Source organism: Pseudarthrobacter sp. (assembly GCF_036675385.1).
Classification (GTDB): Bacteria; Actinomycetota; Actinomycetes; order Actinomycetales; family Micrococcaceae; genus Arthrobacter.
The window spans coordinates 1-11,533 of sequence record NZ_JAKFFD010000237.1 but is presented as its reverse complement, the minus strand read 5'-3'; the positions used below and the strand labels follow the sequence as shown (position 1 = coordinate 11,533).

10 protein-coding genes are annotated in these 11,533 nt (G+C 66.4%); 4 read left to right on the top strand and 6 right to left on the bottom strand.

Annotation, left to right across the window (positions count from 1 at the left end):
- From V6M49_RS19785 to V6M49_RS19760, 6 genes are all read right to left on the bottom strand, one after another.
- Positions 1 to 812, bottom strand: an 812-nt coding sequence (locus tag V6M49_RS19785; protein ID WP_442959774.1) for an L-arabinose isomerase family protein, incomplete at its 3' end; no start/stop codon positions are given.
- Between the two features lie 43 nt (positions 813 to 855).
- The gene (locus V6M49_RS19780; RefSeq protein ID WP_332762876.1) at positions 856 to 1,560 is read right to left on the bottom strand and encodes an L-ribulose-5-phosphate 4-epimerase; all 705 of its coding nucleotides are present in this window, start codon (positions 1,558 to 1,560) and stop codon (positions 856 to 858) included.
- On the bottom strand, positions 1,557 to 3,281 hold the full coding sequence (araB, locus tag V6M49_RS19775; protein WP_332762874.1) for a ribulokinase: 1,725 nt from the start codon (positions 3,279 to 3,281) through the stop codon (positions 1,557 to 1,559). The genes V6M49_RS19780 and araB overlap by 4 nt, the downstream gene beginning before the upstream one ends.
- 107 nt (positions 3,282 to 3,388) lie before the next feature.
- On the bottom strand, positions 3,389 to 4,402 hold the full coding sequence (locus V6M49_RS19770; protein WP_141140506.1) for a LacI family DNA-binding transcriptional regulator: 1,014 nt from the start codon (positions 4,400 to 4,402) through the stop codon (positions 3,389 to 3,391).
- Positions 4,403 to 4,534: 132 nt separating this feature from the next.
- Entirely contained in the window at positions 4,535 to 5,755 is a 1,221-nt protein-coding gene (locus tag V6M49_RS19765) for an ROK family transcriptional regulator (RefSeq protein ID WP_141140505.1), read from the bottom strand.
- Between the two features lie 11 nt (positions 5,756 to 5,766).
- On the bottom strand, positions 5,767 to 7,041 hold the full coding sequence (locus tag V6M49_RS19760) for an FAD-binding protein (RefSeq protein ID WP_332762871.1): 1,275 nt from the start codon (positions 7,039 to 7,041) through the stop codon (positions 5,767 to 5,769).
- A 230-nt stretch (positions 7,042 to 7,271) separates the two neighbouring features.
- On the opposite strand from V6M49_RS19760, the gene xylA reads away from it, so the two are divergent.
- The 4 genes from xylA to V6M49_RS19740 form a co-directional block, all read left to right on the top strand.
- Positions 7,272 to 8,462: a xylose isomerase gene (gene xylA / locus V6M49_RS19755; RefSeq protein WP_141140504.1), complete on the top strand. Its 1,191-nt coding sequence runs from the start codon at positions 7,272 to 7,274 to the stop codon at positions 8,460 to 8,462.
- 19 nt (positions 8,463 to 8,481) lie between these two features.
- Positions 8,482 to 10,104, top strand: coding sequence for an FGGY family carbohydrate kinase (locus tag V6M49_RS19750; protein WP_332762869.1), 1,623 nt, complete (start codon positions 8,482 to 8,484; stop codon positions 10,102 to 10,104).
- A gap of 16 nt (positions 10,105 to 10,120) precedes the next feature.
- Positions 10,121 to 10,426, top strand: coding sequence for a DUF4440 domain-containing protein (locus tag V6M49_RS19745; RefSeq protein ID WP_332762867.1), 306 nt, complete (start codon positions 10,121 to 10,123; stop codon positions 10,424 to 10,426).
- Positions 10,427 to 10,733: 307 nt separating this feature from the next.
- Positions 10,734 to 11,533: fumarylacetoacetate hydrolase family protein (locus V6M49_RS19740; RefSeq protein ID WP_332762865.1), on the top strand; the 800-nt coding region annotated here is incomplete at its 3' end.

The window sequence follows — 11,533 nt, the reverse complement described above, 5'->3', positions numbered from 1 at the left end:
AAGCTGCGCAGCCCCAGTTCGATCCGGGCGCTGTATCGCAGCGACTCGTGCCGCGCTCCCCCGGCGCGGAGTTCCGGGACCACCTCGTAGAGGCTCTCGTATTCCGCAACCAGGGCGTCGACGTCGGACTCTGCGGCGCCGTGCACGGCGTCGGCGAGTTCGTTGACGGACCACGTGTTCACGGAGACGCCGAAGCGCAGCTCCGCTTCGGTCTTGTCGCCTTCGGTGACGGCGACGTTGCGCATGTTGTCACCGAAGCGGGTCAGCTTGAGGGTCCGGACCGCGGCCCAGCCGGCCGACGCCCGCTGCCACACGCCCACCTGACGCGAGACTTCCGGGTTGGACACGTGGCCCACCACGGTCTTGCGGGGAATGCCGAGGCGGGACTGGATGTAGCCGAACTCGCGGTCGCCGTGGGCGGCCTGGTTCAGGTTCATGAAGTCGAAGTCGATGTCCGCCCAGGGCAGCTCAACATTGGCCTGCGTGTGCAGGTGCAGAAGCGGCTTGCGCAGCAGGTCCAGGCCCTGGATCCACATCTTGGCCGGGGAGAACGTGTGCATCCACGCCGTCACACCGATCACGGAATCGTCCGAGTTCGCTTCCAGCGCGGTGCGGCGGATGGCGTCCGAATCAGTGAGGACCGGCTTCCAGACCACCTTGACGGGGACGTCGGAGGAGGCGTTCAGCGCGGCGGCAATCTCCTGCGACTGGGCGGCGACCTGCTTGAGGACGTCGTCGCCGTAGAGGTGCTGGCTGCCGGTGAGGAACCAGACCTCGTAGTGGCCGAGGGACGTGCTGTTGGCGTCGTTCATGGTTTTCTCCTGTGAAAGTTCGGGGCTGGGCCGACGGCGGCAGTTACTGGCCGTAGACGTTCTGGTAGCGGGCGTAGAGGGAGTCGATCCGGGACTGGTCGATGGCGATAGGTTCGCCGAGCTGGCGTGCGACATGGACGGTGCGCGCCACTTCCTCGCACATCACGGCGGCCTTCACTGCGGAACGGGCGTCCTTGCCGATGGTGAACGGGCCGTGGTTCTGCATCAGGACCGCGGGTGAGGTGGAATTCTTCAGCGTCTCCACAATTCCCTGCCCGATCGAGTCGTCACCGATCAGCGCGAACGGCCCCACCGGGATAGGCCCGCCGAACTCATCGCTCATCATGGTCAGCACGCACGGAATCGACTCGCCCCGGGCTGCCCACGCCGTGGCGTAGGTGGAGTGCGTGTGCACCACACCGCCGACGTCGGGCATGTGCCGGTAGACATATGCGTGCGCCGCGGTGTCCGACGACGGCGACAGCGGCGGGTTGCCCCACTCACCGTCCGCATCGCCATCCACGGGCACGCCGTAGAGGTCGGTGACCACCATCTGTTCGGGCGTGAGGTCATCGTAGGAAACGCCGGACGGCTTAATGACCATCAGGTTATGGCCTGGAACGCGCGCGGAGACATTGCCTGCCGTCCACACCACCAGCCCGTAGCGGGTCAGTTCGGCGTGCAGGGTGCAGACTTCCTGCCGGATCCGGGCGATGGTGTCCGGTGTCTTTACGGTCGCGGTGCTCATGCGGAGGCTCCGGCAGCAACGAGTACATTGGTGGCGTTGCGCTGGATGGCCTTAAGCCGGTGCATCACGTCATTGGCTCCCCGGCCGAAGTAGTCGTGGAGTGTCCGGTATTCCTGGAACAGTTCCTCGTAGGCCGCCACGTTCTTCGGGATCGGTGTGTAGACGTCGCCGGGTTCTGAGCCCATGGCGGCCGCGGCTTCGCGGATATTGGCGTACTTCCCGGCCGCAACGGCGGCATGGATGGCCGATCCCAGCGCCGGACCCTGGGTTGAGCCAATGGTCGAAAGCTGCAGGCCGGTGATGTCGGCGTAGATCTGCATGAGCAGCTTGTTCTTCAGCAGGCCGCCGGCCACGATGAACTCCTTGACGGGCACCCCGGAATCGCGGAAGGCATCCACGATGGTGCGGGTGCCGAAGGCCGTGGCCTCCAGCAGCGCGCGGTAGGTGTCCTCGGGCTTGGTGGCGAGCGTCTGGCCCACCACCACGCCGGAGAGCTCGTGGTCCACCAGCACCGAACGGTTCCCCGAGTGCCAGTCCAGGGCGATGAGGCCGTGCTCACCGATGGCCTGTTGTGCGGCGAGTTCGGTGAGGTATTCGTGGATGCCCAGGCCTGCCGCGGCCGCCGCCTGGTGGTATTCCGGCGGGACACCGTTGTTGGTGAACCAGCCGAAGATGTCGCCTACGCCGGACTGTCCGGCCTCGTAACCCCAGAGGCCGTCCACGATCCCGCCGTCCACCACGCCGCACATGCCCGGGACTTCCCGCAGTTCGGCGCCGTTCATCACGTGGCAGGTGGAGGTGCCCATGATGGCCACCAGCTGCCCCGGCTCCACGGCTTTTGCGGCCGGGGCGGTGACATGGGCGTCCACGTTGCCGACGGCCACGGCAATGCCTTCCGGCAGTCCGGTCCAGGCGGCGGCCTCGGCGGTCAAGTAGCCCGCGGCGTCGCCGAGGCGCCCGATGGTGTGTTCAAGTTTGGTCCTGACGAAGTCCTTGAATTCCGGGTTCAGCGCGGCGAGGAAGTCCTCGGAGGGGTACCGGCCGTCCTGGTAGATGCCCTTGTAACCAGCGGTGCAGGCGTTGCGAACGTACTGGCCGCAAAGCTGCCAGACGATCCAGTCGGCCGCCTCCACCCAGTGGTCCATGGCGGCGTAGGCTTCCGGGTCCTCCTCCAGCAACTGCAGGCCCTTGGCGAATTCCCACTCGGAGGAAATCAGTCCCCCGTAGCGCGGCAGCCAGGCTTCGCCGCGCTCGGCGGCCAGGGCGTTGATCCGGTCCGCCTGCGGCTGCGCGGCGTGGTGCCGCCACAGCTTCACGTAAGCGTGCGGGCGGCTGGCAAAGCCGGGCAGTTCGTTGAGCGGGGTACCGTTTGCCTTGACCGGAACCATGGTGCAGGCCGTGAAGTCAGTGGCAATTCCGATGACGGCCGCCGGGTTGATCCCGGCGTCTACGATCGCTGCGGGGACGGCGTGGCGGAGGACGTCGCGGTAGTCGTTCGGCACTTGAAGTGCCCATTCCCCGGGAAGCCGGGCGGCGCCGTCGCCCGCATCACCCGCCACATCCGCCGGCAAAGCATCGGTGACCACGGCGTGCGGATAGTCGAAGACACCGCTGCCCAGTTCCTTGCCGTCACGGACCCGGACCACAACGGCCCGTCCCGAAAGCGTTCCGTAGTCCACGCCGATGACGTAGTTGTCTGTGCCGTCCACTGTGACGTCCATGAAGTCCTCCAAATAGCTGGTCCGGTGAGCGCGGATTGATTCAATTGTGAGCGCTAACAATTGGCACGTCAAGTGTCGGGGTTATGGCTGGGAAGATCAGGAAGGGTTCAGGCGGGAGCGGACGTGCTGCTGCGGACAACCAGCTCCGGCTCCACCATGATGGTGCCAGCGCCCGCGCCGCCCTCAAGGGCGTTCAGCATAACGGCCATGCAGCGCCTGCCGAGTTCCTCGAAGTCCTGGCGCACGGTGGTCAGGGGCGGCGTGAAGTAGCCCGACTCAGGCTGGTCGTCGAAGCCCACCACTGAGACGTCGTCGGGCACGCGGACCCCCGCTTCGCTGAAGGCGCGCAGCAGGCCCAGGGCCATCTGGTCGTTGCCCACAAACAGGGCCGTTGCCGTGCGCTCAGCGGCAAGCTGCCGGCCGATCCGGTACCCGCTGCCGGCGCTCCAGTCCCCTTCGATCAACAGGTCATCAGCCAGGCCGGCCTCGCGGAGCCGCTCACCCCACCCCTCGGCACGTGACCTGCCATCAACCCAGTCCTGGGGCCCGGAAACATGCCCGATCCGCCGGTGCCCCAGGTCGATCAAGTGCGAGACCGCCAGGCGCGCCCCGAGCTTCTGGTCCACCAACGCTCCGCTGAAGAGGCCCCCACCGGCGGCACCCACAAGGATCACGGGAACGTCCAGGGTGAGGCCCTCCAGCGCCTGAACGGTACCGTCGTGGGGCACAATGACGATGATCCCGTCCGCGCCCTGGTCCGTGAGATGGCGGACGGCGTCCGAGATGGCATCCGCTCCGGCCTCCTTGATGGCCTCGATGCTCACAAAGTAACCGGCCTCCCTGGCAGCCTGCTGGACTCCGAGAAGGGTGTTGGCCGGGCCGTACTGCCCCATTTCGGCCGCGAGGACACCTATGGTTTGCGAACGCCGGGTGACCAGGCTCCTGGCGGCGGTGTTGCGCCGGTAGCCGAGTTCCGCAATCGCCGCTTCCACTTTCTCCCTGGTGGCGCTGCTGACATTGGGGTGGTTGTTGATGACCCGCGAGACCGTCTGGTGGGACACTTTTGCCCGCGCTGCCACGTCCTCCAGGCGTGGCTGGCGTCGGTCAATGGTGTTGCCCATGCGAGGGACCCTTCGGTGGAAGACAAGGTGCTGTCAAATATTCTATGGCCGTGATCGATGCGGAAAGCAGCGTGCGCCGTGAGCACTGCCCCGGGCACGCCCGCCCACGGGGAGGTGCCGTCCTCAGGCCGCTCAGCGCACCTTCGCAGGAGGTGCGGGCAGGGCAGTGATGCCTGCCGGGTCCGCGAGTAATCGGGTAAACGCCAGTTCGGCAGCCCCGATCATCATAAGATCGGAGCCCAGCGCGGCACGGTAGATCCTGGCCCGGCCCGCCGCCTCGTCCAGGGCCTGGGTCCGGATCAGGCCGTCCAGCGTGTCAGGCGAGAGTGCGTGCAGAATGCCCAGGAACCCATCGAGGACGATCGCGTCCGGGTTGAACGTGTTGACCGCGTTGCGCAGGGTGATGCCCAGATAGCCCAGTTGGCGGGCCACTTCCGCGGCCAGCTCCGCACTGGCTTTCGAGCGGAGGGCCGCTTCGAGCTGGCTGGCGTCGCCGCCGCCGAGCCCGGCCAGGTCAAAGAGCCGGGACTGGGACACCTCGGTTTCGAGGCAGCCGGAGGCACCGCAGTGGCAGATCTTACCGTCGGTGCGCACGAAGGTGTGTCCGAGTTCGCCGGCATATCCGGCGGACCCGCGCAGCAACGCCCCGTCGGCAATAACGCCGCCGCCGATGCCGCTGGCGCCGCCGTTGAGGTAGACCAGGTTGCCGCGTCCGGCGCCGGCCCCGAAAATGAGCTCGGCTTCCGCACCCAGGGAGGCATCGTTGTCCGCCAGGCACGGGTAGCCGGTGGCCTCGCCCATCATCCGGGCCACGGGTTCGTCGCGCCAACCCAAATGGGGGGCGTGGCGGACCACCCCGTCGGCACGGTTGACCAGGCCGGGCACTGCCAAGCCGATGCCAACGATCCGGTAGGACGCATCGAGCTCCGACCGCATCCCTGCAATGACTGCGGCAGCGATGTTGACTGCTTCCTTGGCGGTGGGGATCCGCTCCGTGGCGAAACGGATTTTCTTCTGGACTTTTCCGCCCAGGCTCACCAGCCCGATGGTGACGGCGTCCACTTCCGGGTTCACGGCCAATGCCGCCGTGGACGGATCAGGCCTTACGTCCGGGCTCGGACGGCCAACCTGGGCCTCGCCGGACGGCGCCGCTTCATAGACGAGTCCGAGGGCCACCAGCTGGCCCACCAGCGTCCCCACCGTGGACCTGTTCAGCCCGGTCCGTCTGGTCAGCTCCGCTCGGCTGAGGACACCATGGTGGTGCACCAGGGTCGCGATCAGGGCAAGGTTGTTCCGCCGCGACGGATCGGGATCGCTGGCCGTTGCGGGGAGGCGGGTTGCTGAGGACATCATCCGTGACAATATCAGGAGCCGAAGACCGCGTAGTCCAGGAACCGGTTGCGGAACTTTCCGGCCGGATCCAGCCGGCCGGCCAGGGCCCTGAAGTCATCGAAGTGTGGGTACAGGGGCCCGACGGCGGCAGCACCGCCGTCGAACAGCTTGCCCCAGTGAGGCCGTGCGGCAAAGGGCGCCAGCTCCGCCTCAAGCAGTGGCAGTACCGCCTCCACCGCAGGCTGGTCCTGCCGCCAGGTGAAGTGCAGGCCGATGCCGTCGCGACCATAATTTGGGCTCAGCCAGAGCCGGTCGGCAGCAATCGTGCGGATCTCGGAGACCAGGAGCAAGGGAGTCAGGACCCCGGAGAGTTTGCGCAGCGTGCGGATGGCATCCACAGCGTGTTCCCGGGGCACCAGGTACTCGGACTGGAGTTCGTCGCCCTTGCTGGGCGTGAATTCCATCCTGAAGTGGGCAAGCCGGTCCGACCACGGCCCCGGCACGCCGAGTTGTTCCGTGCAGTTGCTTCCGGAGACGCCCGGGAGCGGATGCCGGGCCGACAGGGCCGGGGTGCCGCCGAAGAAGTCCCGCCTGACGGCATCCCCTTTCAGATCCGGCAACCGGCTTTTCAGCCAGGCTTGCCCTACGGTACTGCCGCTCCAGTCGGTGAAGAGGCTGACGCTGTACGCGGAGGAGGTGACGCCGTCGAAATTCTCCAGAACCTGCTCCCAGTCCAGGTTCTTAAAAACGTGCTGGGCAACATGGAAGGCCGGCTCGATGTCCAGGGTCACGCTGCTGACGATTCCCAGGGCGCCGAGTCCCACTACTATGCCGTCAAAGTCCATGGTCTCGCTGCGGCGGGCGGTGAGGATGCCGCCGTCGGCTGTCACCAGTTCCAAACCGGCGACGGCGGTGGCCAGATTCCCGTTGCCGTCACCGGAGCCGTGCGTGGCCGTGGCCACCGCACCGGCCACCGAAATGTGGGGCAGCGAGGCCAGGTTGTGCAGGGCGAAGCCTTGCCGCTGCAGCTCAGCGGCGAGCGTCCCGTACCGCGCGCCTCCGCTCACGGTGACGGTCATGTTCTCAGCATCGACGGTGATGGCCGGATCCAGCAGGTCCAGGGCCGCCAGCGTGCCGGAAGTGTCGGCGATGTCGTTGAACGAATGACGGGATCCCAGGGCGCGGATGGTCCGGGCTCCGGCCACGAGTTCCTGCAGCTCCGCCACGGTGCGCGGGTGTGCGATCCGCTCCGCCTGGTAGCCGAGGTTTCCGGCCCAGTTCCGTTCCTGCACACGTTGTTCAGTCACGGTCTGCGTCCTCCATGGAGTCTGGTTTTCAGGTTTGGTGTTCTATACAACATAACAGCTGCTGGTGCGCAAAACCAGAGATTTCGAGGGAGTGGGCATTCAGAACCCAGCAGTGCGTAGTGGTTGACATTACGGAAATTCCTAATATGTTTGTGTGCAGAACAAAATGCTGCGACTCATCAAAGGGACGCCGTACGCACTCCTCTTCATACCTACTAACGGAGCATTCAATGACGATTCAGCCCACCCGCGAAGACAAGTTTTCCTTCGGCCTTTGGACGGTCGGCTGGGAGGCCCAGGACCAGTTCGGTTCTGCCACCCGTCCGCCCCTGGACACCGTCGAAGCCGTCAACAAGCTGAGTGATCTGGGTGCCTACGGCATCACCTTCCACGACAACGATCTCTTTCCCTTTGGCTGCTCGGCAGCTGATCGCCAGCGTGAGATCGACCGGCTGACCGGTGCGCTCAAGTCCACGGGGATGATCGTTCCCATGGTCACCACGAATCTGTTCAGCCACCCGGTCTTCAAGGACGGCGGCTTCACGAGCAATGACCGGGGCGTGCGCCGCTTCGCCTTGCGCAAAGTGCTGGACAACATCGACCTCGCAGCTGAACTCGGCGCCGAAACGTTCGTGATGTGGGGAGGCCGTGAGGGCAGCGAGTACGACGCCGCCAAGGACATCCGCGGCGCCCTGGAGCGTTACCGCGAGGCCGTGAATCTGCTCGGCGACTACGTCACGGACAAGGGCTACAACATCCGCTTCGCCATCGAACCGAAGCCGAACGAACCCCGCGGCGACATCCTGCTCCCCACCCTGGGACACGCCCTTGCGTTCATCGAGACCCTGGAACGTCCGGAACTCGTGGGCGTTAACCCTGAGACCGGCCACGAGCAGATGGCCGGTCTCAACTTCACCCACGGCATTGCCCAGGCTTTGTACCAGGGCAAGCTGTTCCACATCGACCTGAACGGCCAGCGCAGCATCAAGTTCGACCAAGACCTGGTGTTCGGCCACGGCGACCTGCAGAACGCGTTCTCCCTGGTGGACCTTCTCGAAAACGGCGGCCCCGACGGCGGACCGGCCTACAGCGGCCCCCGCCACTTCGACTACAAGCCCAGCCGCACCGAAGACATCGACGGCGTGTGGGACTCCGCCGCCGCGAACATGCAGACCTACCTGCTGTTGAAGGAACGCGCGAAGGCCTTCCGTGCCGACCCCGAAGTGCAGGAAGCGCTGCTGGCTTCCCGCGTTGCCCAAATCAATGAGCCCACCCTCAACCCCGGTGAAGGCTACGAGCAGCTGCGATCGGACCGCGCTTCCTACGAGGATTTCGACGCCGATGCCTACTTTGGCGGCAAGGGCTTCGGCTTCGTGCGGCTGCAGCAGCTCTTCATCGAGCACCTTCTCGGAGCGCGCTGATACTGTGGCGGCTGCTTCCTTGAACCTCGTTGCCGGGGTTGACTCCTCTACCCAAAGTTGCAAGGTTGCGGTCCTGGACGCCCAAAGCGGTGTCCTGGTCCGCGAGGGCCGGGCGAGCCACCCGGAAGGGACAGAAGTCCATCCTGACCATTGGTGGCGGGCCCTAGACGAAGCCATCGAGGACGCCGGCGGGCTGGCGGACGTGGACGCATTGTCCGTCGCGGGCCAGCAGCACGGTATGGTGCTGCTGGACCGCGACGGAAACGTGGTGCGGCCCGCGCTCCTGTGGAATGACACCCGCTCCGCTGCAGCTGCAGCGGCACTCATCGACGAGGTAGGGGCCGCGGAGTTCGCCCGGCGTACCGGGCTGGTGCCGGTGGCATCCTTCACGGTCACCAAGATCCGCTGGGTCAGGGACAACGAGCCCGAAAGTGTGGCCAGGGTGGCAGCCGTTGCCCTCCCCCATGACTGGCTGAGCTGGCGCCTGCGCGGATACGGTCCGGCCGGGGCCAGCCCGCTGGGTCCAGATCTTGAGGCGCTCACCACGGACCGCTCGGATGCCAGCGGGACCGGCTACTGGAGCCCCGCTTCCGGCAGCTATGACGTGGAGCTGTTCCGGCTGGCCTTCGGCAGGAACGCACGCGAAGCCTCTCCTCAGGAAGCGGCTGGAGCTGCACCTGTTTCGGCTGCCCCCGCGGCCGGGGGCGCTGTCATCCTGCCGCGCGTGCTGGCTGCCGGCGAAGCCGCCGGCAGTGTTCATCCACTCTGTTTTACCGGGAGCAACGCCGGCGCTGGCCCTCGTAGCGATTCGGCTTCCGCTACCGGTGCTGGCGCAGCCGCTGCTTCTGGCGCTGGTGGCGGCGGGCGGGCTGAAATCCTGCTCGGCGCCGGCGCCGGGGATAACGCAGCCGCGGCCCTGGGTCTGGGCGCCAGGCCCGGGGATGTGGTGGTCTCGGTGGGCACCAGCGGAACAGTCTTCGCCGTCGCATCCGAGGTTGGTTACGATCCCAGCGGAACAGTTGCCGGCTTTGCAGACGCGGGCGGCGACTATCTGCCCATCGCCGTGACGCTGAACGCCGCCAGGGTGCTGAGCTCCATGGCCACGCTGCTGGACGTCGGTTTTGATGAACTCTCCAGGCTGGCATTGGACGCTGCGCCCGGGGCAGATGGAGTGGTGCTCGTGCCGTATTTTGAGGGCGAACGCACCCCCAACCTGCCGCACGCCAAGGCCAGCCTGCACGGTCTCAGCATCGCGTCCGCCACCCGAAGCAACATTGCCCGGGCGGCCATAGAAGGGATGCTGTGCGGATTGTCCGGCGGCCTGGCAGCCCTGCAGGCTTTGGGCTACCCGGCGCGGCGGCTGCTGCTGATCGGCGGAGCCGTGCAGAACCCGGCGGTACAGAAGATCGCGTCACAGGTGTTTGACCTGCCGGTTGTGGTGCCAAGCCCCGACGAATACGTGGCCCGCGGTGCCGCAGCACAGGCCGCCTGGGCACTCACGGGAGCCCGTCCCGACTGGCAGGTGGCACTTGCCGCGGCGCCGGCGTCGGACTTTCAGCCCGTCATCGGCGAGCAGTACGCGCGGGCCTGTGGGCATATTGATGAGGACAGCCGCGCCAATGTGTCTTCGACGTTCAGTTAGCCGAAAGTTCTGTCCAATGCCCAGTATCCCGCACACCGTGATGGTGCTGGAGCGCGTCAGGGTCCGCGGCCTCGGCACTGACGTGGCCGTGGTTCACGCGAGGTGGACCATGACCGGGCAGGTTGACCCCGCTGGGGAGAAATCAGGAACGAGGCGCGGCGTCATCAGTTTCACGGCCACCCGACGATCGAACGGCCATTGGCTCGCCGTAAGCGCCCAAAACACCGATATCGTCCCCGGCATGCAAACGCACGTTTCCTCGGAAGACGGACTTGTCCCGGAGACGTACTCGTCACGTGCACCTTCCAAGCCGGCAACGTAACGGGCCTACCGTCATGGGCCTTGGACCCCGGCCATCGAACTACCCGGCCTCGCGGTGTTCTGGAAAGTCCGACAAATTCCGCTCTATCCGCTCCATCAGCCGCATCACCGTGTCGCCATCCCCCTCCGTGAGGCCCGCCGCCGCGGTTTGACCCAGGCAAGAGGCTCGGCCGGAAAACCGGCCGGGCCTCTCGCCTGCTCGCGTCATGATGGGAACCACCACGGCCCCGGCGCGCGCCCATTGACGCCGCAAGGGATTTCTGCCATATTACTTCGTATACGATTTCGTACTCGATGAGGAGTAATTCTTGGAACAGGTCACCGACCACACCCTGGCCGCGGCCCGCAAGGTCATCGCGGTGCACATCAATTACCCCAGCCGGGCAGCCCAGCGCGGCCGCACGCCGGAGCAGCCCTCCTACTTCCTGAAGCCGCCGTCCTCCCTGGCGTTCGGTTCGGCAGAAGCCCCTTCGGTTGTGGAGCGTCCGGCAGGCTGTGAACTCCTCGGTTTTGAGGGCGAGGTCGCCCTGATCATCGGCAAGCCCGCCCGCCGGGTAGGCGTGGAGGACGCCTGGAGCCACGTCGAATGGGTGACCGCCAGCAACGACCTCGGCGTCTACGATCTGCGCTACGCAGATAAGGGCTCCAACCTCCGGTCCAAGGGCGGCGACGGCTTTACCCCGATCGGCCCCGGGTTGATCCCCGCGGATGCCGTGGATCCGGCCCAACTACGGATCCGTACCTGGCACAACGGCGACCTCGTCCAGGACGACACCACCGCGGACCTGCTTTTCCCGTTCGCCCGGCTCGTCGCGGACCTCTCCCAGCTGCTGACGCTCGAGGAGGGCGACATCATCCTGACCGGCACCCCCGCCGGTGCCTCCGTTGCCAAGCCGGGCGACGTCGTCGAGGTTGAAGTGAGCACGACGACGGGAGCCACCGGCGGTGCTGAACTCACCACCGGGCGGCTGGTCACCCGGGTGGAGGAAGGCACGACGGCGTTCGCCGACTTTGGTGCCCGGCCCAAGGCCGATGACGTGCAGCGGGAGGAGGCGTACGGTTCGCGCGCAGCGGCGGGCCTTTCACCTGACGAAAGCGCCGCCGTCGG

What these genes read in the sequence shown, in the direction of transcription:
- V6M49_RS19765 (WP_141140505.1), bottom strand. Translation starts at nt 5,755, where the DNA reads ATGATGTCCTCAGCAACCCGCCTCCCCGCAACGGCCAGCGATCCCGAT.
- V6M49_RS19745 (WP_332762867.1), top strand. Translation starts at nt 10,121, where the DNA reads ATGCCCAGTATCCCGCACACCGTGATGGTGCTGGAGCGCGTCAGGGTC.
- V6M49_RS19780 (WP_332762876.1), bottom strand. Translation starts at nt 1,560, where the DNA reads ATGAGCACCGCGACCGTAAAGACACCGGACACCATCGCCCGGATCCGG.
- V6M49_RS19770 (WP_141140506.1), bottom strand. Translation starts at nt 4,402, where the DNA reads ATGGGCAACACCATTGACCGACGCCAGCCACGCCTGGAGGACGTGGCA.
- araB (WP_332762874.1), bottom strand. Translation starts at nt 3,281, where the DNA reads ATGGACGTCACAGTGGACGGCACAGACAACTACGTCATCGGCGTGGAC.
- xylA (WP_141140504.1), top strand. Translation starts at nt 7,272, where the DNA reads ATGACGATTCAGCCCACCCGCGAAGACAAGTTTTCCTTCGGCCTTTGG.